The sequence below is a fragment of the Exilispira thermophila genome (assembly GCF_055389015.1).
In genome coordinates this window covers 1,351,553-1,376,362 of record NZ_AP042476.1, presented here as the reverse complement: position 1 = coordinate 1,376,362, position 24,810 = coordinate 1,351,553, and the positions used below count along the sequence as shown (strand labels likewise).

Genomic DNA, 24,810 nt, shown 5'->3' with positions numbered 1-24,810 from the left:
AAATAATAAATATAAATATAAATATAAATTATAAATATAAATTATAAATATATTAACTGGTTTAAATTATGTATAGAAGAAAAAAAAATTATGTATTTCTCATAGTTTTATTTATTATAATTGCTCTAATTGTAGCTGTTGTCTCAATTACAAGATATTTCCTAAATTATTCCTCTTTTTCCACTTTGAAATTTCAAGATAATTCTTTATTAACAACACTTGTTCTTGGTATTGACAAAACATCTGAAAATAAAGGCAGAACTGATACAATGTTTTTAACTTTTTATAATATTAAAACTAATAAACTTTTTGTTTACACAATACCAAGGGATTTAAGGGTTAAAGTTAGTTATGAAGGTAAATCTTTCTATGATAAAATCAATCATATTTATTATAAATCAGATATAGTTACATTAAAAAAATCATTAGAAAAGCTTTTATCAATAAATATTCCATATTACATTATTTTGAATTATGAAATTGTTCAGTCTCTGGTTGATATGCTAGGTGGAGTTAAAGTTTATATTGATAAAGATATGCATTATATTGATCATTCTGGTAATCTTTATATTGACCTAAAAAAAGGGTTTAATTTGCTCGATGGTGATAAAGTTATGGAATATTTAAGATTTAGAGCAGACAAAGAGGGTGATATAGGAAGAATTAAAAGGCAAATAAATTTTATCAATATTTTATTGCAAAGAAAAAATGATCTTTTAAAATTATCAAATGTAAAAAAAATAATAGAAATATTTTATAAAGAGATAAATACAAATTATACATTAATGGATTTTAATGTTTTAATTAATCAATTTAAGAATTTTCCAAAAGAAAATTTTTATTATGAAATATTATTAACAAAACCTATAAAAATTGGAGGAGTTGATTATCTTCTTCCTCTACAAGATGGAGCATATGCAAGATATAGAATAAAAAATATTTTTAATTTTTTAGCATCTACTTCTAAAAAATATGAAAAAAATCTAACAGTTGAGATAAAAAATGGGTCAACTAAAAAGGGGATGGCTAAATTATTAAGGAACAAATTACTTTATTATAATGTTGATGTGCTTTACTATGGTAATGCAGATAATCCTTTTAAAGAAACAGTTGTTATTGATAGAGTTGGTAATTTACAAAAGGCTCAAACTGTTGCAAAAATTTTGAAAACCAAGAATATTTATACAAAAATAGACAGAGGTCTAGGTGTGGATGTTACAATAATTATTGGTGAAGATTTTAATATCGATAGAATAGAATAAAATAAAATTAAAATTTTAGGAGGCATAAAAGAGTGATAAAAGAAAAAGAAGTTGTTTCAAAAGTAATTTCTATTTTAGAAGAAAAAAAAGCCGAAGATATCTCTGTAATTGATATTGCGGAGGTTTTACCAGTTGCAGATTATTTTATTATTGCAACTATTGAATCAATGAATCAGGCTAATTCAATTTTGTTTGAAATAGAAAAACAGATGAAAAATGACGGATTAAACCAAATCAATAGAAAAGAGAAAGCTGAAACTGATTGGATTCTTTCAGATTATAACGTTTTTGTTTTACACCTTTTTACTAAAGAAAAAAGAGAGTTTTATCAATTAGAAAATCTGTGGAACAAATATAAACTCGATATAAATCAATTTAAAAAAGTTAAATAGATTTAAAATAAGAAATAATTTTAAAGTAAAATTATAAACATTTATTGCAAACAAGATTATAATAAACAATGAATTGTATATATAATAAATTTTAAAAAGACATAGAAAATGACTAACAACATTCACAATAATAAAAAAAAGGCTGACTTAATAGATTTATCCATAATAAAATATAATGCTGAAAGTTATAAAGAATATAAACCTCAAAGCATTAAAGATTGCTTGAAATATATTGATAATGATTCTGTAACATGGATAAATTTTATAGGAAGTAAAAATAATAAAGCAATAGCTGAATTTGGTAAAGCTTTTAATTTACACCCTATTGTAGTGGAAGATATTGTTAAAACAAAGCAAAGGCCAAGGGTAGAAGATTTTAAAGATTATTTGTTTATTATTCTTAAAATGATAAGTTTCGATCATATTAATTCTAAAAACATTATTAATGAACAGGTAAGTATAATTGTAGGTAATAATTTTATTATTACCTTTCAGGAAAAGCAGCAAGATGTTTTTGATAATATTAGAGAAAAATTAAAAAATAAAGATAGTAAAATAAGAAAATTGCAAAAAGATTATCTTTTATATTCCATTATTGACTCAATAATTACTCATTATTTTATTTCACTGGAAAAAATTGGTGATGAAGTAGATAAATTAGAAGATAAGATTTTAGGAAATTCAGATTCTAAAATTGTAAAAACTATTCATAAACTCAGAAGACAATTAATCCATGTTAGAAAATCAGTCTGGCCATTGAGAGAGATTTTAAATACAATAGAAAAAGGGGAATTATCTCTGATATTAAAAGACACACTTGTATATTTTAGAAGTCTTTATGAACATACTGTTCAACTTATAGATACTATAGAAACATATAGAGATATGGTTACAGATATGCTTGATATATATCTTTCCAGTGTAAGTAATAAGACCAATGATATTATGAAAGTTTTGACCATAATTTCAACATTTTTTATCCCTTTAACTTTTATTACAGGATTGTATGGGATGAATTTTCTTTATATGCCTGAATTGAAATGGAGGTATGGATATTATTCAGTATTGGGAGTGATGCTGGTTATAAGTGTTGGGATGATTGTTTATTTCAAAAAGAAAAAATGGTTATAACATTTTAACAAATTCAGGAAATTTAATGATAAATAAAAGAAAAAATGTCCTTGAGCCAGATAATTCAATAATTTCATTTAAAACATATTTTGCTAAATTATGGGTTTTAATGTTACCCATTGCTGCTCAGAATTTACTTTTAACTTCTCTAAATTTTATTGATACATTGATGATTGGGCAATTAGGGGATATCCCAATTGCAGCAGTAGGAATTGCAAATCAAATTTATTTTCTGCTAAATCTAATAATTTTTGGCCTTGCAAGTGGTACAGCTATTTTTACTGCTCAGTTCTGGGGTGCTAAAGATTTTGATAAAATTAAAAAAGTAACAGGAATAGCAATTGATATAGCATTGATAATTTCGGGGATATATTTTCTAATATCCTTTTTAATTCCTGAAAAATTACTAGGACTTTTTACAAGAGATATAAATGTAATTAATTCAGGGAAAATTTATTTAAAATTTGTATCAATAAGTTTTATCCCAATGAGTATAAGTTTTCTATTTTCTTATATTCTTAGAACCATGCATTATGTAAAATTATCATTATTTGCAAGTTTTATAGGGGTGTTAGTTAATACAATTTTAAATTATATATTAATTTTTGGAATATGGGTTTTTCCAGAACTTGGAGTTAAAGGAGCTGCTTTTGGTACAATTGTAGCTAGATTTTTTGAATTATTAATATTACTTTATTTTGTTTATGGTAAAAAATTAGAATGTGACTCAAATATAGAAAATTTAATATTTATATCTAAACATCTATTGAAAAAATTTATTAAGGTTACACTTCCGGTAATTTTTAATGAAATGTTCTGGTCTTTAGGAGTTACAATATACACAGTTATTTATGCAAGAATTGGAACAGAAGCAGTTGCTGCAAGTAATATTGCTATAACAATTCAAAATTTTGCTTTTATTTTATTTATAGGTATTGCAAATGCTTCTGCTGTCATTATTGGTAATAGTATTGGTGAAAACAATATCAACTTAGCTCATGATTTTGCTAAAAAGGGAATTATACTATCTTTAATACTTGGTATATTGACAGGAATAATAATATTTTTATTAACACCATTATTATTATCATTTTTTAAGGTTTCTATAGTTGTAAAAGATATTATAAAAAGTTTTATGTTTATTTTCATTTTTATTTTAACTTTTAAAGCTGAAAATATTCTTTTAATCGTTGGGATTTTTAGAAGTGGTGGTGATACTAAATTTGCACTATTAATTGATGTTGGTTCAGTTTGGTTTGTAGGGATCCCCTTTGGTTTAGTATCAGCATTTGTATTTAAATTTCCAGTAAATCTTGTTTTTATGTTTATAGGTATGGAAGAGGTAGTTAAATTTATAACTGGATATATCAGGTTCAGAAAGGGGAAGTGGATTCATAGAGTAGTTTATTGATAAAGTGATATAAAAAAGAGCTATCTCATAATTTTTGAAATAGCTCTTAGTTAATATTTTAAAAAAAACTTTTGTTATAATTAAAAAATATTTAATTAAAAATATTATTTAACAATTTTTTTAACTTTACCAGATTTTAAACATTTAGAACAAACTTTAATGGTTTTAACTTCACCATTGATTTCAGCTTTAATTTTATGTAAATTAGGTCTGAAAACTCTGTTAGTTCTTTTATGAGACTTAGGGTCATTATTACCAGTCATAGGACCTTTTCCGCAAATATCACATCGTCTAGCCATTTGATACTCCTTTGAGATAGCTTTCTTTGGTAATGAAAATATCATATAAAAATTTTATTTCAATTAATTTTGTAGAAATATTTTAAAAAAAATCCTTTTTGTTAATAATAAAATTGAAATTATTGAGATATTTAAAAAATAAGAAATAATTCTATCATTATTAAAATTTTTCTCATTAGGTCAGTTATGTAATCCTTTTATTATAATCTTTTTAAACATTAAGAAAAAACAAACAATTTAGTCTCTTTAGCCTTTGGCAACTGACATCCACTCGAAAAATTTTAATAATGATAGATATATCATTTATTTATTTGATCAAATATAATAATTTCATATTTTTTAAATATCTTTTTCTACCACTAAGTCTTTATATTTCTTTAGCCTTTATCAACTGACAATCGCTCTAAAAATTTCAATTATGATATATATATTGTTTCTATTTATTAAATCAACAATAATAATTCCAAATTTTATTATTAACTTCATCAACCACGAAAAAATATATACTTTTTTTGTCTTTGGCAACTGACAACCATTCAAAAAATTTCAATTATGATATATATATTGTTTTTTTAAAGTATAAAACTATAAAATGTATAAAAAAAATGACATTTTATAAAAAAATAACTTGACAAATTTTTGACATTTATTAAAAATTTTCAAAATCATTTTTAAGTAAATTAAATAATTAATTAAAATTAATGTAATACAGTATTGGATTCAAATATGTATTTGAAAGTAAAAAGAAGTATTATTAAAAAAGTTTTATTTATTTTATTAATTATTTTTTTATTATTTGGTTCAATTTCAAAATGAGTGGATAAAAAAAAAGTTTAAAAAAAATAATTTCTCCCCATACTAAAAAAAAATAGTACAGGGAGAAAAAAAATGATACTAGAAAAAATTATAACAGTTTTATTTAAAATTCAAGGATTTTTATTTGATAACATAAAATTAATTGAAAATAAAATTATTATTGAAGTTAATCATAAAAATAAACCTATTTGTCCAATATGCAGAACAGAATGTAGTATTTATGATTCAAAATATAGAGAAATTAAAATAGGATTTTTGTTGGGAAGAATTATTTATTTAAAATTTAAATTAAGAAGAGTAAACTGTAAAAAATGTAACAAAGTATTAACTGAAAAACTTGATTTTACTGACTCTAAAAAAACTTATTCAATATATTTAGGGGAAGAAATATTAAGATATAGCAAAAAGTTAGATAACAAATCAATATCACAAATAACAGGTATATCAGAATCAAGTATTTATAGGATTGATAAAAATATGCTATCTAAGAAATTTGAAACACATCTTTCTAAATTGCCAGAAGTAAATAAAATGAGTATAGATGAAGTATCATATAAAAAGGGACATAAATATTTTACAGTATTTATAGATAATGAAAGGTCAAAAGTTATCTGGTTAGAAAAAGGAAGAAAACACAGTGATTGTATTAGAGGATTAGAAAGTTTAAGTAAAAGAATTGAAAACCTTCAAGTAGTAACAATGGATTTATGGAAACCTTATGAAAGTGCAATAAATAATTATTTTAATGGGAAAGTTAGTATAGTATTTGATAAATTTCATATATCAAGGTTATTAAATAAAGCAATAGAAGAAGAAAGAAGAGCTTATCAAAAACAATTATCATTCAAAGAAGGGTTATTTATTAAGAAACATATGAGATGGATAATATTAAAAAGATATTCAAAATTAGACTTAAATGGCAAGCAATACATAGAAAAATTAAAGAGATTAAATAAACCATTATATGAAATATATCTTATGAAAGAGGATTTTTTATCTATATTTGGCAGGATATATACATTAAAAGAAGCTTTAAAGATGCTATTAAACTGGTTGAATATGGTATTATCAAGTGAATATAAATATTTAAAAAGATTTGCAAAGAAGATAGAAAAGAGAATAGATAAATTATTAAATTGGTTTAAATATCCAATATCAAATAGTAAAGCGGAAGGATTAAATAATGTAATAAAAACATTATTAAAGAGAGGATATGGTTATAAAGATAATAATTATCTTAAATTAAAAATATTACAAATTGCAGGTGATTTATAATAACTATCCATACATTATGAAAGAGAACCTATTATTTTTTTCAACATCCTTCCTTTTTTCACAAAATAATCAAAAATTAAGCAAAGGATTAAATGATTTTACCTTGAATCTTGTCAGTTATAATAATCAATTACTTAAAATAATATCAAAAGAAGAAAAAAGATTTTATTATGGATAATAAACAGGGTTTTGATACCTCATGTGGAATTGCAACTGTTGCAACATTTTTAAAATATTTTTATTTTTATAACCTTGATGAAAAAACTCTTATAGATAGATTTTTTAAAAAGTTAAAAGAAAAAAAAGATTTAACTATAAGTTTAGATGATATAAAACATATACTTGGCATTTATGGTTTTAAAGTAAAAGGTTATAAAATAGGTATTGATAAATTAACAAAGATTTCAAAAGAAGATAAATATTTACCAATAATAGTTCTTTTTAAAAAACCAGAAAAACATTTTACATTGTATATTGGTAATTATTATCAATATTATTTTATAGTTGATCCATCAATAGGGGTTTATTTTATTGATGAACAAGAGTTTAAAAAAAGATTCTCATCATATGTACTAATAGCTAAAAGTAAGAAAAGAATAAAGAATATTAATTTGATAGAAACAATAAAAAATAAACTTAGAGAAAAAATTGAATATATGGTTAATTTAAAAGTTAAATAGAGATTGAAATTGCTTTAAAAAACAAAATAAAAATAGAAATAAAAATAAAGATAAAATTAATTATTAAATGAAAATGAGAAATAGATATTCAAAATAAATGAAATTTTTATTAAAAACTAAATTTTAAATATTTTAATTAAATTAAAAGAGGATGTATTTATGTTATTTTTTAAATTTGATTTTGCAAGGGATAATAAATTATGCTAAGAACCCTGCAGGTATGCAAAAGGCAGAATTTATAAAGTTCTGTCAATGTTTTTGCTTCACTATTCCAAACTAGTTAGAAGTTTTTTTAAAAACTTTAAAAAAGAAGTTAAAACACATACCTGTAGGGTAATATAAAGATAATATTATTTATAAAAAATTCAATTTATAAAGAGATAAAATGGAGGTACTATATGAAAAAGTTTACTTATATAATAATCGCCTTAATTTTATTAATTTATTTAACTGCAATAAATGTATTTGCAGGAAATATAAACAAAGCTAAGATAGGACAAAAAATGTTTGCTCAAGCTATAGATAACAAAGAAATTACAATTAGCAATAATGAAGATGATGATTTCAAAGAAATTGATGAAATTATCGGGAATTGTGAAATTTCTGATGAAGAGTTGGCAAAGGTTGTGGGGGAAAGACTTTTTGAATACTTAACTTCTGACAGTGGATACAATCCAGCTAAAAGTTTTAGTATGAGCAAACAAAGTTTGGAAAAATGGGAAAAAATAAGGGATGAAGCATTAAAAAGGGATAGAAAAGAAAAAATAAAAAGTAAGAAAGAAATGGTTGAAGCTGCTGTCACTATGAGTATAACTATTCTTTTTCATGGAACTATTTATACTATTACAGCCATTACAACTGGTGGTACTGTAACAATTGCTGGAATAGCATGTAGTACTGGTAGTGGAATAGTTGAAGGCTATATATTGAATAAACTTCGACAAATTGCAATTAAAAGGATTGAAGAGCATTATAATAAAATATTGAAAAATAATTAATATGAGAAATAACAACTTAATAAAAAAATAAAGGATAATTAAAAATGTCAATTAGAATAGTACTTTCTTTTATATCTACTTTAATATTTTTTATTATTACTATTTTATTTAATTTTATAGAATGGTTATTATTTTTTAGAAAAAAAATTCAAAAAGAAAAAATTAAAAAAAGAAAATATTTAATTAGTATTATAATAATTTATATATTAGGTTCTGTAATTTTTTTCTTAGTTTCTTATTTTATGTTTTTTAATAATTTTAAATAGAATAAAATAGTGTTATTTAATTTTAATTGAATTTTTATTTCTAACAAATACTTAAATAATCTAAAACCTTTTATAAAAAAGAGATAGAGGGTTCACAAAAATTTACCATTTTAGTGAATTCCCTTCTATCTTTTGAAAAATCTATAATTTTAAATTTTAAATAAAAAATAAGAAAAGCAATACTTATTGAATAAAATATTTAACAAAAATATTAAATTAAATATCTATTTTGGTAAAAAAATAAACTTTTATAATTCATTTGATTTAAATAATGTAAATCTAATTTTAGAAAAAATATATGGATCTTTAAATTATTTACCAATAATAGATATTTTGGTTGTTGATAAAATGAATAATGATATATATAAAGATCTGGCTAAATTAATTAAAAATTAATATAATGAATAATTTGTATTGGAATTGAAAAATTTAGAAAATTTATTAATGATACTCTAAAATCTGATATGGATTTTAATACAATGATTAAAAATACTTTTGGTATCGATTATGATATAATATTAAAAAACTGGATTAAAGATTTGAAAAGAAATTATGTAAAATAATTTTTAGAGATTAATTTATATCTACCATTTGATGTAAATTTTGAAAAAATATATAAGATTTAGACCCTGTTCATTATATAAAGATAAAATAATAGCCTAACTTTAAGTATAAGTAACAGTTTGACAGAAGGTGTATTAAATCCTTATTTAGATATTTATTTTAGTTTAAAATTAAAGTGAATTAAATTAAAATATTTTGATTCAATTTCAAAACAAATGGATAAAAAAAATAATTTCTCCCCATACTAAAAAAAATTAGTACAGGGAGAAAAAAAATGATACTAGAAAAAGTTATAGCAGTTTTATTTAAAATTCAAGGATTTTTATTTAAAAATATAAAATTAATTGAAAATAAAATTATTATTGAAGTTAATCATAAAAATAAACCTATTTGTCCAATATGCAGCACAGAATGTAGTATTTATGATTCAAAATATAGAAAAATTAAAATAGGATTTTTATTGGGAAGAATTATTTATTTAAAGTTTAAATTAAGAAGAGTAAATTGTAAAAAATGTAACAAAGTGTTAACAGAAAAACTTGATTTTACTGACTCTAAAAAAACTTATTCAATATATTTAGGGGAAGAAATATTAAGATATAGTAAAAAGTTAGATAATAAATCAATATCACAAATAACAGGTATATCAGAATCAAGTATTTATAGGATTGATAAAAATATGCTAACTAAGAAATTTGAAACACATATTTCTAAATTGCCAGAAGTAAATAAAATGAGTATAGATGAAGTATCATATAAAAGAGGGCATAAATATTTAGTAGTATTTATAGATAACTAAAGGTCAAAAGTTATAAAACAAAGAAGCTTTAAAGATGCTATTAAACTGGTTAAATATGGTATTATCAAGTGAATATAAATATTTAAAAAGGTTTGCAAAAAAGATAGAAAAAAGAATAGATAAATTATTAAATTGGTTTAAATATCCAATATCAAATAGTAAAGCAGAAGGGTTAAATAATGTAATAAAAACATTACTAAAAAGAGGATATGGTTATAAAGATAAGGATTATCTTAAATTAAAAATATTACAAATTGCAGGTGATTTATAATAACTATCCATACATTATGAAAGAGAACCATCTATTTTTTAATTCTCTAAAAATTCTATAGTTTTAAAATTGACCAATTTATTTAAATAAATTATATTATAATTGATTGAAAAAATAATTCCAAAATCAAAATATTGAAATATTCAAGTTAGTTCTTTTTTTTTTAATTTAATAGAATTATTCGTTAATTATTAATATGAAGGGAGAAGCTATGTCAACAAAGATAATTGAGATTGATAAAATTTTACCAGAAATAATACCAATTTTTCCAATATTGCCAAAGCCAATTTTTCCTGGAATTGTAATGCCAATTGATTTGAATGTTGATACACTTGATAAAAAATTAAAAGAAAATTTTGATAATAATGTATTTCTTGGTGCTTTACTTGTTAAAGATCCAGATAAACCTCTGGATGATCCTGATAATTTTTATAAAGTTGGATCAGTTATAAAAATAATTAAAAAAATGGAAATTACTGATAATATTTTAAGTCTTCTTATATTCTCAGTTAAACGATTTACAGTTAAAGAGTTTATAAAAGAAGAGGGACTATTAAAAGCTAAAGTAGAATATTATGATGAAGAGTTTGATTCCCAGGATCCAGAAATTAGAGCATATCAATCAACTATTATTGATGAAGTGAGAAGTATTGCAGAACAAAACAAATTTTTTATGGAAAGAGTTAAAGCTACAATTTTTAATGCAGATACTCCTGCGAAAGTTACTGATTTTACTGCATACCTTCTTGATTTAACAAGGGAAGAGCAACAAAGTATTTTAGAAATATTTGATTTAAAAAAACGAATGAGAAAAATTATTGAATTTCTCCATAAACAGATTCAAATAGCTGAAATACAGCAGAAAATTTATAATCAAATTAATGAAAAAATTTCAAAACAACAAAGGGAGTTCTTTTTAAGAGAGCAGTTAAAAGCTATAAAAAAAGAGTTAGGAATTGAAACAGATGAAAAATCTATTGAAGTTGAAAAATATAAAAAATTAATTAAGGAAAACAAACTTGAAGGTGAAGTTAAAGAAAAGGTAGAAGAGGAACTTGAAAAATTTGCTACATTAGAACCTCACACTTCAGAGTTTGCAGTTATAAGAAACTGGCTTGATACAGTACTTTCTTTACCATGGAACAAAGAAAGTAAAGAATCTTTAAATATTAAAAAAGCAAAAAATATTCTTGAAAAAGATCATTATGGGTTAAAAGATGTAAAAGAAAGAATATTAGAATTTTTAGCAGTTAGAAAGTTAAATCCTAATATTAAAGGTTCTATTCTTTGCCTTGTTGGGCCTCCTGGATGTGGTAAAACTTCTCTAGGTAAATCTATTGCAAGAGCAATGAATAGAAAATTTTTTAGATTTTCTTTAGGTGGAATGAGAGATGAAGCAGAAATTAAAGGTCATAGAAAGACTTATGTAGGAGCAATGCCTGGAAGAATAATCTCAGCATTAAAAATAACAAAAACCAAAAATCCAGTAATAATGCTTGATGAGATAGATAAACTAGGTATTTCCTATCAGGGAGATCCTGCATCTGCTTTATTGGAAGTTTTAGACCCTGAACAAAACTATGAATTTAGAGACAATTATTTAGAAATTCCTTTTGACCTTTCTCATGTTTTCTTTATAACAACAGCTAACACTCTTGATACTATTCCAAGACCTCTTCTTGATAGGATGGAAGTTATTAGGTTATCAGGGTATATCGATGAAGAAAAATATCAAATTGGTAAAAAATATTTATTGCCAAAACAACTTAAAAAACATGGATTAACTAAAAATGATATTAAAATAAATAAAAAAGAATTCATATTTTTAATCAATAATTATGCAAGACAGGCAGGTGTTAGAGACCTTGAAAAAGAGATTGAAAAGATTTGTAGAAAAATTGCTACTAAAAAAGCAATGGAACAAAAATATAATGTAACTTTAACGATTAATGATATTAAAGAACTTTTAGGGCCTCCAAAAATTAGAGAAGAAGATAGAATTAAAGTTTTAAAACCTGGTGTTACTGTTGGATTAGCCTGGACTTCTTTAGGTGGTGCAACACTGTTAATAGAATCACTTTTAATTAAAGGTGGACAGGGTTTAAAACTAACTGGACAATTAGGAGTGATGTATGTTTAAAAAAGAATTCTGGATTAAATACAAAACCCCATATTTGTTCATATTTCCAGCTTTTTTAGTAATAGCTGTAATAGTTATATATCCTATTATTTATGAAATTTATGTATCATTTTTAAATCGAAATTTATATACATGGGGTGTTAATGAAAAATTTATATTTCTAAAAAATTATATATCAATATTAAAATCTGCTACATTTTATAAAATTCTAGGAAGAACAATTTTATGGACAGTAATTAATTTAATTTTCCATGTTTATGGTGGACTTTATTATGCTCTTCTTTTAGAAAAACGATTACCTGGATCAAAGCTTATTAGAGGGATTTTGATTTTACCATGGGCTATACCACAGGTTATACTTGCAATGGCATGGAGAGGAGAATTTAATCCAGTATTTGGGTTTATAAATGTAATGCTAGGAAGAATTGGGATTCAACCTATTCCATGGCTAAATCATCCAGTATGGACATTTATTGCTCCAGTTATTGTAAATATTTGGTTAGGAATCCCTTTTATGATGACAATTATATCTGGTGGTTTACAATCCATTAATAAAGAGTTTTATGAAGCAGCAAGAATTGATGGAGCTAGCTATTTCCAACAATTAAAAGATATAACTATTCCTTTATTAAAACCTGTTTTAACACCAGCTATTATTATTGGAACTATATGGACTTTTAATAACTTAAATGTAATCTATCTTGTTACAACACCATCGACTTATGCTGATATTCTTGTAACATATGTTTATAAAGATGCTTTTGTTTTTTATAATTTTTCTTCAGCAGCAGCATTTTCAATTATAATATTTATAATTTTAATGATCTTTTCAATTTTTTATATAAAAATTACAGGAACATTCAGTACAAAAGGGAAAACTTTAATAGTATATTAGAAAATAAAATTCATTTAAAAAAAATATAAAAATAAAAATATAAAAATAAAAATATAAAAATAAAAATATAAAAATAAAAATATAAAAATAAAAATATAAAAATAAAGATTTAAAATAAAGATTTAAAATAAAGATTTAAAATAAAGATTTAAAATAAAGATTTAAAATAAAGATTTAAAATAAAGATTAAGCAAATTAATATAAAATAAAAATTAAATAAATAATAAGGTAATATTAAAAAAATAAAACAATATTATAAAAAGTAAAAAACTTTAAAAAGTAAAAGTTAAATTAGTAGAGATATAAAATAAAAAATTAAAAAAAGTATTATAAATAGTAAAATAAATTTTATTAAAAAATAAACATTTATATTATAAAATAATTAATTAAAATCAAATGATAGGATTGAAAAATGAAAATTAAAAAAACTTTAACAGTAATGATTATTTATCTTTTATTGTTAATTGGAGTAATAATTACTATTTATCCTGTTTTAAGAATATTCACTATATCATTACGTCCACATGATAAAGTGATGTCAACAGACTTATCGATTATACCCAAAAATGCTACATTTCAAAATTACAAAGATCTTTTTATAAAAAAACCTTTTTTTCGATGGTTAAAAAATTCATTGATTGTAACAATATTAACTGCTACCTTTGCTACTGCTTTTGCAGTTTCAGCAGGTTATGGTTTTTCCAGGTTTAATTTTCCTGGAAGAAAAATAGGAATGATATTTCTTTTAGTTACGCAAATGCTTCCAGCTACAATGCTTCTTATTCCACTTTATATATTATTAGCAAAAATGAAAATGCTGGGAATTTATATGAAATTGGTTATTGTATATTCTTCTTCCGCTTTACCATTTTCAATATGGCTATTAAAAGGGTATTTTGATACAATTCCAATTGAAATTGAGGAATCAGGATTGATAGATGGGGCTTCAATTGGAAAAGTTTTTTACGATCTAATTTTACCTTTAGCAAAACCTGCTGTAGGAATAACATTTTTATTCTCTTTTATGACAGCATGGTCTGATTATATTATAGCCAGGGTTATAATTACAAAGCAAAAGCTATTTACCTGGCCTTTAGGTCTTGACAGCATGCAGGGACAGTTTCAAACTGAATATGGTATGTTTGCAGCTGCATCACTACTATTAGCAATCCCTGTTGTGATTTTATTTATGTATACTTCTAAATATCTTATTTCAGGATTGACTTTAGGATCTGTTAAAAATTAAAATAATGAATAAAACATAAAAATTAAATATATAAATTAAAAATAATATAGGTTTAACCTGTAATATAAAAATTTAAAAAATTAATAAAAAATGAAAAAAAATTAAAAATACATTGAAAAACTGGAGGAATAAATGGGTAAAGTTGAATTGAAAAATGTTTATAAATCTTATATAAAAGATAAATTTGTTATTGAGGATTTTAATTTAACAATTGAAGATGGTGAATTTTGTATATTATTGGGTCCATCAGGTTGTGGTAAATCAACAATTTTAAGAATGATTGCAGGGCTTGAACAGATAACAAAAGGGGAGATTGTTATTGATAATAAAATTGTAAATGAAATAAGCCCTAAAAACAGAGATATAGCTATGGTATTTCAAAGTTATGCTTTGTATCCCCATTTTACAGTCTATCAAAATATTGCTTATCCTTTGAAAATAAAAAAAGTACCAAAACAGGAGCAGGAAAAAATAATAAATGAGGCTGCTGAAATTTTAAATATAAAACATCTTCTTGATAGATTTCCAAAAGAACTTTCTGGAGGAGAAAGACAGAGAGTAGCTATAGGTAGAGCAATAGTAAGGAAACCAAAAGTTTTCTTGTTTGATGAACCTTTATCAAACCTCGATGCAAAACTAAGGAATTCAATGAGGTCTGAGCTAAAGTTACTTCACCAAAAACTTAAAACTACTTTTATTTATGTTACTCATGATCAGATAGAAGCAATGACAATGGCAACAAAGATTGTTGTAATCAATAAAGGTAAGATACAACAAATCAGTGATCCTCTTAATCTTTACAACAATCCACAAAATATTTTTGTAGCATCATTTATTGGTAACCCACCTATGAATTTGTTTAAAATAAAAAAAAGAAATAATGCTTTTAATTTTGGGAATTTGAAAATTGTGCATAAAGAAATTGATAGTTTAAATGAAATAATAGTTGGAGTAAGACCTGAAAAGTTAAGTTTTGAAAATTATAGTAAAGAATTTTCATTTGATGCTAAAATAGTTATTTTTGAACCAATTGGAAAAGAATTTCTTTATACATTAGATTTGATTGATATGGAAAAATATTCTGAAACAATTTTTGTTAATTCTTCTAAAATTCATAAAAATAATGGGGATAATACAAAAATATATTTTAATAAAGAAGACATAAAAATATATAATCCTGAAACAGGTGATATTATAAAAATCGATTAATAAAAACTTCTACCTTTTTTGTTGTTTTTTTTATTGAATTCGTTTTAAGATAATAATAGGAAAGTAATGGGAAATAATTTTCCATATTTTCTAAGTCTGAACTATTATCTTTTTGTTTTTTTTCTTTGAAAAAATTATTATTAAAAAAAATGTTTTTATCCTGGTTTAAATAGGTTTTATCTGCATATTTATTCTCATTATTGGAAAATGTTTTTCTTAATAAATTTAATAAAGCTTCAAATTCACTTTTGTATTTAATAAAAAGTTTTTTTTCTGATTGAGTTATAGTTTTTTTTATTGAGTTAGTTAAGATATTGTCTAAATAATTTCCATACATTAGATAATATTTGTAAAAATAAGCTTCTTTATGATAATATTTCCTGTCTAAAAATGAATAATCTATCCCAAATGAGATAATATCTTTAAATCCAAGATAATAAACTAAAATTAAAGAAAATGACCCAATATTTGTTAAAGGGTAAGTAATATTAGGAGTTTTGCAAAAAATTTTAGAATATTTATTTAGATAGAAATCTGTATTAAAATAGTAAACCTTGTTAAATTTTTGAAATATTTTAAAGTTAATATTTAGAGGGCATAGTAGAGGAATATTATAATAAGAATCTGGAATAAAGAGTTTAACAAAAGCTCTTGAATCAAGGATAATAATAAAATTTGGTATTATTTTATATTTATTTAATAGTGATAAAGAGTTATCCATTGCAAAAATAAAATAGTTGTTATTTTTTTTTGTAATCTCTTTAATTTTTACAATTTGTTTTTCAAGGATTGGTGATGCTCCAATTAAAATTGCTTGTTTATTTTTAGTATTTTTAAAATTATCAAAATTTGCTTTTAATATATTTAATGGTTGATAATTATTTTGTTTTATTTTTGATAAAAATTTTAAATTTAATATTAGATTTCTATACCACATTTTTCCAGATAGACCAGATGTTTTAAAGTTAAAAGTTATTTGTGAAATTTTTTCATTTATAAATTTTTTAATATGAATTATAAATTCATAATCATTTTTTAATTTATCAGGGGTATGTAAAAAATAGATGTTTCTTAAGTATAAAGGGTTAAAAAGGTTAAGAAAAATTTGATTGTTAAAAAGAGTAGATAAAGATGTATCTGAAAAATTATTTATAATAGTAAAATAAAGTTCAATTTTTAATTTAAACTCTTTTTTAAAATCGTTTAAGAGTATATTTATATAATTATAATCAAATTTTATTAAAGAATTAACAAAATCTTTTTCATTGTCAATTACAATAATGTTAATGGAAAAATTTTCAAAAATTTTTTTTAAATATTTTAATGAATTATTGTTATTATATTTATTTTTTAGATTTTTAAATTTTAATAACATTGATTCTAAAAGAGTTTTAAGAGGTTCAAGATTTGAATTACCAAAAATAAAAATTGTATCATAAAAAGAATCTATATCGTTTATATCATTTTCTTTTAGAAAATTATTGAATTTAACATCAATTCTATTAAAAAAGATATCATTAAATTTATTTAATTCTCTATTAGATATTTGAGTATTGTTCTTAATATTTTTAGAATAATTTTTATTTTGTACAGAAACAAAATTATTATTATCTTTATTAATTAAACGAAAATATTTATCATTAAAATAATTAAACAAAAACTCTGAATTTTTTGTAATATGGTTTTCAGACAAATTATCATATTTATTAGAATTAGAAGCATAAAATTTTAGTAAAAAATTTTCATAAAAATTATTATTTTTTAATTTTTTATTTTTGTTTTGTAAATTTTCAGATAAATTAAGAAAAAATTTACTGTTTTTTAAAATAGAGTTTGTCATTATTATTAAATTTCGGTTAATTTTTTTATAGTTTAAACAATTATAATTTAAATAACTATGATTAAAGTATATGAGGGATATTAAAATAAATTTACTATTAGTTAATTTATGTTATAAATTTTTAAAGAAATAAAATTTAAGCTTATTTTTTAGGTTTGATAGGTATATTGAAAAATATAAGATTATGTCAATTATAATGTTTAAATTAATGATAATTATAAAAGATAGCTAAATAATAATTACTAAAATTTTACATAAATTAAATTTAATATTGAGGTGATATATTTATGAATAGTAAAAATAAAGATTTACAAAAATATTACAAAAAAAATATTGATAATATTTCCCATATATTGAAAAACAAAAAAGCTCAAAATTATGTTGAACAATTAGCAAAAAAAATTGAAGATGGTGTTCTAACCATAAAAAAGGTTAGAGATTATATATACAATACCTATTATTATCCTGAGAAAAATTATGAGATTGCCAATAACCCTATTTCTTTGAAAGAGTTACAATCACCAATAGGTTTAGTATTATCTGGAGGTGGAGCAAGAGGAATTGCTCATGTTGGCATTTTAAAAATGTTAGAAAAATATAAAATTCGACCTGCATTTATTGTAGGTACTTCAGCTGGAGCTTTAACAGCTGCCTTTTATGGAGGTGGTTTTAATGCTGACCAGCTTTTAAATGTTTATAAAAAAGAAGAAAAAATATTTTCAAAGTTTGCATATTATAGATATATTTCTCAAAAAATTATGACAAAAAATTTAAGAGAGATTTTAAATAAATACCTACCTATAAAAAGAATTGAAAATGCAAAAATTCCAATTTATTTAAATGCTGCAGATGTTAAAACCGGGAAAAGAGTTATTTTTACAAGTGGTGATTTAGTTGAGATAACTTTAGCTTCAGCAGCAATACCATTTCTTTTTGAACCTATAAATTATCAAAAATATATATTGGTAGATGGTGGTGTTAATGACAATTTTTGTGTTGATATTGCAAGAGAAATAAATAGAATTGAATATAAAAACAAATTAAAAATATTAATCTCTGATGTTTCAGCAGCAACCGATATAACTTCTCCTGTTAATACATCATATTTTCTTTTAAATTTATCGAAGGAGTTTACCGAAGCTGTAAAATCTATAGGAAATAATTTATTGCCAGTAACAAATAAAAGAGATATTTTATCAATAGTAAACAATTTACTTTATATGTTAAAAAGAAGAGGGGGATTAGCTCCAGAAATTAGAGATAATGAATTTGTAATAACTCCTCTTTTAGAAAAAATGGGAGTTTTTGAATTTAAAAGATATTTATGGGCGTATGAAAAAGGGGTTGAAACAGCAGAAATGGTTTTTGTAGAATAAAAAAAAATTATAAATTTATTTAAATTCGAATTATCAAAAGGAGTAGAAATGGGTACTGATCTAAAAACTTTGGTTGCTTTAGCAAAAAGAAGAGGTTTTATATTTCAAGGGTCTGAAATATATGGTGGATTAGCAAACACTTGGGATTATGGTCCTCTGGGAGTTGAACTTAAAAGAAACATTAAAAATTTATTCTGGAAAAAATTTGTTGAATCAAGAGATGATATTTATGGATTAGACAGTGCAATTTTAATGCATCCAGATGTATGGAAAGCTTCAGGGCATCTCGATTCTTTTGCAGATCCCCTTATAGATTGTAAACAATGTCATGAGAGATTCAGAGCAGATGATTTAATTAAAGAGCAAACAGGGATTAATGTTGAGGGATTACCAATTAATGAGATTAACAGGATAATTAAAGAAAAAGAAATTTTTTGTCCTAACTGTAATGCTAAAGATTTTACAGATGTAAGACAATTTAATTTAATGTTTAAAACTTTTCAAGGGGTAATAGAAGGAGAAAAAAACGAGATTTATTTAAGACCTGAAACAGCGCAGGGTATTTTTATAAATTTTGTAAATGTTGTAAATACAATGAGAGCGAAACTTCCATTTGGAATTGCCCAAATTGGAAAATCATTTAGAAATGAAATAACTCCAGGAAATTTTATATTTAGAACAAGAGAATTTGAACAAATGGAAATAGAATATTTTGTTAAACCAGGAGAAGAAATTAAATATTTTGATTATTGGGTAGAAGAATATAAACAATTTTTTAAATGGCTTGGTTTAAAAGATGAAAATTTGAGAATCAGAGAACATTCTAAAGAAGAGCTTTCACATTATTCTAACAAAACAGTTGATATAGAATATAAATTCCCATGGGGTTGGGGAGAGTTAATGGGGATAGCTTCAAGAACTAATTTTGATTTATCCAGACATGAAAAATTTTCAAAACAAGATTTAAAATACTTTGATCCTTATGAAAAAAAACATTATATTCCATATGTAATAGAACCATCTTTGGGAGTAGAAAGACTTTTGCTTGCAATAATGCTAGATTCATATGAAGAAGAGAAACTTGAAAATGGTAAAACTAGAGTTTTAATGAAATTTGACAAAAAACTTTCCCCAATAAAAATAGCTGTTTTACCTTTAAAAAAGAATGAACCAAAAATTGTACAAACTGCAAAAGAGATATTTAAAGAACTTTCAAAAGAATTTTATTCATTTTATGATGATACAGGGTCAATTGGTAAATTATATAGGAGACAGGATGAAATTGGTACCCCTTTTTGTATCACTGTTGATTTTCAAACAATTGAAGAAGATAATGCAGTAACAGTAAGAGACAGAGATTCTATGCAACAAGTAAGAGTTAAAATAGTTGATTTAAAAGCATATTTTAAAGACAAATTTTTAAATTAATATTATTTTATTAAATTAAAGTAACTTTGTTTTAATTGTTGATAATTTTTTATAAAGTATTATAAGATAATAGTATATATTAGATTATTATAGATATTATATTATTTTAGCAAGGTAGCTTAAATATTATAATCTTTAAATTACAACTATTGTGAATCCAATAATAATAAAGATTATAAAAAAGGTAAAAAAAATGTTGAAAATAATTATTATAAAAATAATTTGCTAATATAATATTGGTTATAATTTTAAGTAGTATAGGGGTATATTATGAGAATAATTTATAAAAATTGTATATTAAAAAAATTAATTTTGATTAGCTTTATTTTATTTTTTTTAAGTATTGGAACAATTGAAGCTTCTGATAATCCAGATTCTTTATTTTTTTATAATTTAGGAACTCAAAATATTTTAAATAGTTTTGCAGGGATTTCAGATATTTCAAATCCTTTTGGATTTCTATTAAATCCTGCTATATCTGCTGATATATATAAAAATAATATAGATGTTTCTTTATCTGGGTTTACTGGTTACTTTATTTTGAATGGCCTTTATCAAATGCCAACTGATTATGGAAATTTGTCTTTCTATTTAGCATATCTTAATGATTCAATTACTAGTGGTACTGAGAATGATTTATTATTTAAAGCTAATTTTTCAAAACTCATAAGTGAAAACTTCTGGGTAGGATTTTCATTAAACTTAATGACTGCAATTTCATCAAGTTCTACTACATTTGGTATAAACACAGATATTGGTTTTGTTTCTATTTTAGAAAATTCTCCTTTTGAAGGATTTGGGTTTAAAAACATAAAATGGGGTATTAGTTTAAAAAATATTGGGTATCCATTGTCATTAAATAGTACAATTTTATCACCAATTGGGGTTGCTGGTGGAGTAAATTTTGATTTTTACTCAATAAAAGATGTATTGACAATATCAAATAGTAGTGATCTATATCTAAATTTTTATCCATTTGGTGTAGGTTTTTTGACTACAATTAATGCAAAAATATTGGATAATTATTTTATAAATATAGGGGTCAATATTGGTACTGACAATAGTACATTAAATCCATCAAATTATCTTTTTGCATCTTTGGGAGGTAATTTTTATATTGAAGATAATAAACTAGGAATATCATATACATTCGCACCAACATTTTCTGCTTCTGGAAATACTAAACATTCAATAGATGTAAATTTTAGTTATGGGAAAAGAGATACTACTCCTCCTGAAGTAGAACTTAAAACTGATAAACTTAAATTTTCACCTAATTTTGATGGAAATTCTGATGAAATTAATATTTATTTAAATTTTAAGGATAATGAATTACTTTATGGTTGGAAAGTTACAATTTATGACAATGAAGGAAATATTGTTAAAGAATTTATTGGTTCTGATGTTAGACAAATTAAATACATAACTTTAAAAAAAATATTTGAAAGGTTATTTGCTAAAAAAGAACAGGTAAAAGTTCCTGATTATGTTACATGGGATGGTACAGATAGTAAAGGGAATGTTGTTAAAGATGGTGTTTATAATATCAAAGCAGTTGCATGGGATGAAAGAAATAATATTGGTAAAAGCAAAGACTTTAAAGTTTATGTTGATACAAAAATAACAAACATAACTTATAAAATTGAAAAAGATTTTGGAAACATATTTTCTCCAAACAATGATGGGAAAAAAGATAAGCTTGATATCAAAATTGATTTACCTGAAATTTCAGATGATGACAATATAATTGTTTCAATTTTAGATTCAGAGGGAAATGAGATTAATAACTATAAATTTAGTAAAAAGGATGTAATACAGGGAGAACTTGATTTTAAATGGGATGGAAAAGATAAAAATAATAAGATAGCACCTGAAGGTGTGTATAAAATTGATGTTAGTGTAGAAGATATTGCTGGTAACAAAAAGAAAATAGAAATTAAAGATATAAAATTAGTTACTCACTTTGAAAAAATTGATAGTGAATCGGATACAAAAATATTTTCTCCAAATGGTGATGGGAAACTTGATTCAATAGTTTTTAAAAATAAAGTTGACGATACTGATGGGCTGTTAAAATGGGAAGCTGTAATTATTGATGAATATGGAAAGATTGTTAAAAAATATGATGGTGAAAAAACTGTTCCAGATACAATTGCCTGGGATGGTAAAGACGAAAATGGGAATGAAGCAAAAGATGGAAATTACAAATATAAAATTAAACTAATTTACAATAATGGAAATGAACCAGTTTCAAATGAAATTGATTTTATAAAAGATACTCAACCTACAAAAGTAACAATAAATCCTGAATATAACTCTTTTTCACCAAATAATGATGGTAAAAAAGATATAGTGAAGATAGTTATAGAATCAGATGAGATTGAAAATATAAAGTCTGTTAATATTATTGATAGTAAAACTAATGAAAAAATAACTAAATTAGACTTTAAAAAGGAAGGAAAGAAAGTAATTATAATCTGGGATGGTAAAGATGAAAATGGTAATGAACTCCCAGCTGGTAAATATATCATTGATGTTTATACAGAAGATAAAGCAAAAAACACAAAAGAATTTAAATCTTCTCCTATTACTTTAGTTAGGGAATTGGAAAAAGTATTTGTTGATTCTGATATTTTATACTATTCACCTAACAATGATAGAAGATATGATAAAATAACTTTTAAATTTAATGCTGATAACAAAGAAGGACTTTTAAATACTATATTTTACATTACAGATAAAAATAATAAAATAGTATTTGAAAAGAAATTTAAAGGTATACCTGATAAGTTTGAGTATAATAATAAAATTGATGATGGAAAATATTATTATTATGCTGTAATGAATTATGATAATGGTAATTCTCCAAGTTCATTTAAAAAATACTTTATTGTTGATACAAAGCCTGCTATTGCAACAATAAAACTGGAGAATCAATATTTTTCACCAAATAAAGATGGATTTAAAGATAATTTGAATTTAATTTATAAATTTAATGAACCTGTTAAAGAAGTTTATCTTGAAATTTTAGATAATAATAAAAACCAGATAAGAAAGATAAAACTAGAAAATGAAAACAATAAATACAGTCTATCAGGTGATAAATTAGATGATGGTAAATATTTTCTAAAAGTTGTATCGTTTGATAATGCTGGGAATGAGGGTGATTCTGTTTTTGATTTCTTTGTTAATAGAGTAGCTCCAGATTTTAATATTAATATAGATACAACTTTGATATCTCCAAATGATGATAATTTTAAAGATAATGTAAAAATTGATTTTAGTTTAGATGATTCGAAAATTAAAAATATTGATAAATTTGAAAAAGTAATAGTAGAGATTTATAATCAGAATGGAAAAAAAGTATTTGAAAAGGTTTTCAATTCAAAACCTGAATATTTATATTGGTATGGGAAAGATAATACTCATAAAGCTTTAACTGATGGAAAATATACAATAAAATCAAGAATTTATTATATTTCTGGAGTTAATAAATATTCAAAATCTTATATTATTGATGTAGATAATACTGCACCAAAAGGAACTTTTGTAGTTAAACCAGAATTATTTTCTCCTGATAATGATGGGGATAAAGATAAATTGTATCTTTCTTTTAATTATACAGATTATCATAATATTGATTCTTATAAAATTGAAATTTATAGAAAATATTCAGAAAATAAATTAAGTAAAAAACCTTTTAAGGTATTTAAAGGAAATATAGAGAATAAAACTAAATATTTTAAACAGATTGTATGGGATGGAATAGGTGATAATGGGAAGTTAGTAGATGCAGCATCTGATTATGTTGCGATTTTAACTATTAAAGATATCGCTGGAAATGTTAATGTAATTAAAAAAGACTTTTATGTTGATATTTTAGTAATAAAAACAGCTTTAGGTTATAAAATTATTATCTCTTCAATAGAATTTGATTTTAATTCTTATAAATTAAAACCACAATCTAAAAAAATACTTGATAGATTAATTGTTGTACTTAATAAATTTAAAAATTATAAAATACAGATAATTGGATATACAGATAGTGTAGGAGATGAAAAATATAATCTTGAATTATCTAAAAAAAGAGCACAAGCTGTTTATAAATATTTAATTGAACATGATATAGATCCTGAAAGATTAACTTTTACAGGTATGGGAGAAGCAAATCCAATAGATACCAATGATACTGATGAAGGTAGAAGAAGAAATAGAAGAGTAGAATTCTATCTAATAAAATAAATTAAATAGGTTATTAATATAAATAACTTTTTAAAAAGAAGCTGTCTCAAAACATATGAGGCAGCTTTTTTTTGTGGTAGGTATAATTAAGTAATTAATAATAAAATTTGAAATTGTTACATTTAATTAAATAAATTAAGTTAAAATATATATCCTAATTAAAATTTCTTGACTGGATTACAGTTGCCAAAGGCAAAAGAGATAAAAATAATAAATTATTGTTTAATATTTAAAAAAGATAAATTTTAAATATTACATAACTGTACTAAG

General features: G+C 23.0%; 19 protein-coding genes and 1 pseudogene. 18 read left to right on the top strand and 2 right to left on the bottom strand.

Features of this window, described 5'->3' with window-relative positions:
- Window positions 1-68 precede the first annotated feature (68 nt).
- The 4 genes from ACZ5EC_RS05865 to ACZ5EC_RS05850 all read left to right on the top strand — a co-directional run bounded on the left by ACZ5EC_RS05865 (window position 69) and on the right by ACZ5EC_RS05850 (window position 4,196).
- On the top strand, window positions 69-1,262 hold the full coding sequence (locus tag ACZ5EC_RS05865; protein ID WP_464304020.1) for an LCP family protein: 1,194 nt from the start codon (window positions 69-71) through the stop codon (window positions 1,260-1,262).
- Window positions 1,263-1,294: 32 nt separating this feature from the next.
- A complete protein-coding gene (gene rsfS / locus ACZ5EC_RS05860) occupies window positions 1,295-1,654 on the top strand; it encodes a ribosome silencing factor (protein ID WP_464304019.1) in 360 nt (119 codons plus the stop codon).
- A 108-nt stretch (window positions 1,655-1,762) separates the two neighbouring features.
- A complete protein-coding gene (corA, locus tag ACZ5EC_RS05855) occupies window positions 1,763-2,785 on the top strand; it encodes a magnesium/cobalt transporter CorA (RefSeq protein ID WP_464304018.1) in 1,023 nt (340 codons plus the stop codon).
- A gap of 25 nt (window positions 2,786-2,810) precedes the next feature.
- Window positions 2,811-4,196, top strand: a complete 1,386-nt coding sequence (locus ACZ5EC_RS05850; protein WP_464304017.1) for an MATE family efflux transporter — start codon at window positions 2,811-2,813, stop codon at window positions 4,194-4,196.
- 104 nt (window positions 4,197-4,300) lie between these two features.
- On the opposite strand, the gene rpmB is transcribed toward ACZ5EC_RS05850, so the two are convergent.
- The gene (rpmB, locus tag ACZ5EC_RS05845; protein WP_464304016.1) at window positions 4,301-4,495 is read right to left on the bottom strand and encodes a 50S ribosomal protein L28; all 195 of its coding nucleotides are present in this window, start codon (window positions 4,493-4,495) and stop codon (window positions 4,301-4,303) included.
- Between the two features lie 888 nt (window positions 4,496-5,383).
- On the opposite strand from rpmB, the gene ACZ5EC_RS05840 reads away from it, so the two are divergent.
- The 11 genes and pseudogenes from ACZ5EC_RS05840 (at window position 5,384) to ACZ5EC_RS05790 (ending at window position 15,654) form a co-directional block, all read left to right on the top strand.
- On the top strand, window positions 5,384-6,586 hold the full coding sequence (locus ACZ5EC_RS05840) for an ISL3 family transposase (protein WP_464302846.1): 1,203 nt from the start codon (window positions 5,384-5,386) through the stop codon (window positions 6,584-6,586).
- Window positions 6,587-6,602: 16 nt separating this feature from the next.
- Window positions 6,603-6,764 carry a hypothetical protein gene (locus tag ACZ5EC_RS05835; RefSeq protein WP_464303105.1) on the top strand — a complete coding sequence of 54 codons (162 nt, stop codon included), beginning with the start codon at window positions 6,603-6,605 and terminating at the stop codon, window positions 6,762-6,764.
- On the top strand, window positions 6,757-7,266 hold the full coding sequence (locus ACZ5EC_RS05830; RefSeq protein WP_464303104.1) for a cysteine peptidase family C39 domain-containing protein: 510 nt from the start codon (window positions 6,757-6,759) through the stop codon (window positions 7,264-7,266). Before ACZ5EC_RS05835 ends, ACZ5EC_RS05830 begins: the two co-directional genes overlap by 8 nt.
- 398 nt (window positions 7,267-7,664) lie before the next feature.
- Window positions 7,665-8,264 (top strand): hypothetical protein, encoded by a 600-nt coding sequence (locus ACZ5EC_RS05825; RefSeq protein ID WP_464303103.1) that lies wholly within the window; start codon window positions 7,665-7,667, stop codon window positions 8,262-8,264.
- A gap of 452 nt (window positions 8,265-8,716) precedes the next feature.
- Complete coding sequence (locus tag ACZ5EC_RS05820; RefSeq protein ID WP_464303102.1) at window positions 8,717-8,926, top strand: hypothetical protein; 210 nt, start codon at window positions 8,717-8,719, stop codon at window positions 8,924-8,926.
- A gap of 442 nt (window positions 8,927-9,368) precedes the next feature.
- A complete protein-coding gene (locus ACZ5EC_RS05815) occupies window positions 9,369-9,893 on the top strand; it encodes a DUF6431 domain-containing protein (protein ID WP_464303101.1) in 525 nt (174 codons plus the stop codon).
- A 31-nt stretch (window positions 9,894-9,924) separates the two neighbouring features.
- A pseudogene (locus tag ACZ5EC_RS05810) lies at window positions 9,925-10,164 on the top strand (transposase); the annotation flags it as partial.
- A 211-nt stretch (window positions 10,165-10,375) separates the two neighbouring features.
- The gene (lon, locus tag ACZ5EC_RS05805) at window positions 10,376-12,304 is read left to right on the top strand and encodes an endopeptidase La (RefSeq protein ID WP_464304015.1); all 1,929 of its coding nucleotides are present in this window, start codon (window positions 10,376-10,378) and stop codon (window positions 12,302-12,304) included.
- Window positions 12,297-13,199: a carbohydrate ABC transporter permease gene (locus ACZ5EC_RS05800; RefSeq protein ID WP_464304014.1), complete on the top strand. Its 903-nt coding sequence runs from the start codon at window positions 12,297-12,299 to the stop codon at window positions 13,197-13,199. The genes lon and ACZ5EC_RS05800 overlap by 8 nt, the downstream gene beginning before the upstream one ends.
- Window positions 13,200-13,611: 412 nt before the next feature.
- Window positions 13,612-14,445, top strand: a complete 834-nt coding sequence (locus ACZ5EC_RS05795) for a sugar ABC transporter permease (protein WP_464304013.1) — start codon at window positions 13,612-13,614, stop codon at window positions 14,443-14,445.
- Window positions 14,446-14,577: 132 nt separating this feature from the next.
- Window positions 14,578-15,654, top strand: a complete 1,077-nt coding sequence (locus tag ACZ5EC_RS05790; protein WP_464304012.1) for an ABC transporter ATP-binding protein — start codon at window positions 14,578-14,580, stop codon at window positions 15,652-15,654.
- Here ACZ5EC_RS05790 and ACZ5EC_RS05785 read toward each other — a convergent pair.
- Complete coding sequence (locus ACZ5EC_RS05785) at window positions 15,638-17,494, bottom strand: 6-hydroxymethylpterin diphosphokinase MptE-like protein (RefSeq protein ID WP_464304011.1); 1,857 nt, start codon at window positions 17,492-17,494, stop codon at window positions 15,638-15,640. The genes ACZ5EC_RS05790 and ACZ5EC_RS05785 overlap by 17 nt on opposite strands.
- Before the next feature lie 287 nt (window positions 17,495-17,781).
- On the opposite strand from ACZ5EC_RS05785, the gene ACZ5EC_RS05780 reads away from it, so the two are divergent.
- The 3 genes from ACZ5EC_RS05780 (at window position 17,782) to ACZ5EC_RS05770 (ending at window position 24,540) form a co-directional block, all read left to right on the top strand.
- The gene (locus ACZ5EC_RS05780; RefSeq protein ID WP_464304010.1) at window positions 17,782-18,870 is read left to right on the top strand and encodes a patatin-like phospholipase family protein; all 1,089 of its coding nucleotides are present in this window, start codon (window positions 17,782-17,784) and stop codon (window positions 18,868-18,870) included.
- Window positions 18,871-18,918: 48 nt separating this feature from the next.
- On the top strand, window positions 18,919-20,298 hold the full coding sequence (locus ACZ5EC_RS05775) for a glycine--tRNA ligase (RefSeq protein ID WP_464304009.1): 1,380 nt from the start codon (window positions 18,919-18,921) through the stop codon (window positions 20,296-20,298).
- Between the two features lie 270 nt (window positions 20,299-20,568).
- Entirely contained in the window at window positions 20,569-24,540 is a 3,972-nt protein-coding gene (locus ACZ5EC_RS05770) for a FlgD immunoglobulin-like domain containing protein (protein ID WP_464304008.1), read from the top strand.
- The last annotated feature ends 270 nt before the right edge of the window (window positions 24,541-24,810 follow it).

Excerpts from the sequence above, each read along its gene's own strand:
- ACZ5EC_RS05865 (WP_464304020.1), top strand. The coding sequence starts at position 69 with ATGTATAGAAGAAAAAAAAATTATGTATTTCTCATAGTTTTATTTATT.
- corA (WP_464304018.1), top strand. The coding sequence starts at position 1,763 with ATGACTAACAACATTCACAATAATAAAAAAAAGGCTGACTTAATAGAT.
- ACZ5EC_RS05850 (WP_464304017.1), top strand. The coding sequence starts at position 2,811 with ATGATAAATAAAAGAAAAAATGTCCTTGAGCCAGATAATTCAATAATT.
- rpmB (WP_464304016.1), bottom strand. The coding sequence starts at position 4,495 with ATGGCTAGACGATGTGATATTTGCGGAAAAGGTCCTATGACTGGTAAT.
- ACZ5EC_RS05840 (WP_464302846.1), top strand. The coding sequence starts at position 5,384 with ATGATACTAGAAAAAATTATAACAGTTTTATTTAAAATTCAAGGATTT.
- ACZ5EC_RS05835 (WP_464303105.1), top strand. The coding sequence starts at position 6,603 with ATGAAAGAGAACCTATTATTTTTTTCAACATCCTTCCTTTTTTCACAA.
- ACZ5EC_RS05830 (WP_464303104.1), top strand. The coding sequence starts at position 6,757 with ATGGATAATAAACAGGGTTTTGATACCTCATGTGGAATTGCAACTGTT.
- ACZ5EC_RS05825 (WP_464303103.1), top strand. The coding sequence starts at position 7,665 with ATGAAAAAGTTTACTTATATAATAATCGCCTTAATTTTATTAATTTAT.
- ACZ5EC_RS05815 (WP_464303101.1), top strand. The coding sequence starts at position 9,369 with ATGATACTAGAAAAAGTTATAGCAGTTTTATTTAAAATTCAAGGATTT.
- lon (WP_464304015.1), top strand. The coding sequence starts at position 10,376 with ATGTCAACAAAGATAATTGAGATTGATAAAATTTTACCAGAAATAATA.
- ACZ5EC_RS05800 (WP_464304014.1), top strand. The coding sequence starts at position 12,297 with ATGTTTAAAAAAGAATTCTGGATTAAATACAAAACCCCATATTTGTTC.
- ACZ5EC_RS05795 (WP_464304013.1), top strand. The coding sequence starts at position 13,612 with ATGAAAATTAAAAAAACTTTAACAGTAATGATTATTTATCTTTTATTG.
- ACZ5EC_RS05790 (WP_464304012.1), top strand. The coding sequence starts at position 14,578 with ATGGGTAAAGTTGAATTGAAAAATGTTTATAAATCTTATATAAAAGAT.
- ACZ5EC_RS05785 (WP_464304011.1), bottom strand. The coding sequence starts at position 17,494 with ATGACAAACTCTATTTTAAAAAACAGTAAATTTTTTCTTAATTTATCT.
- ACZ5EC_RS05780 (WP_464304010.1), top strand. The coding sequence starts at position 17,782 with ATGAATAGTAAAAATAAAGATTTACAAAAATATTACAAAAAAAATATT.
- ACZ5EC_RS05775 (WP_464304009.1), top strand. The coding sequence starts at position 18,919 with ATGGGTACTGATCTAAAAACTTTGGTTGCTTTAGCAAAAAGAAGAGGT.
- ACZ5EC_RS05770 (WP_464304008.1), top strand. The coding sequence starts at position 20,569 with ATGAGAATAATTTATAAAAATTGTATATTAAAAAAATTAATTTTGATT.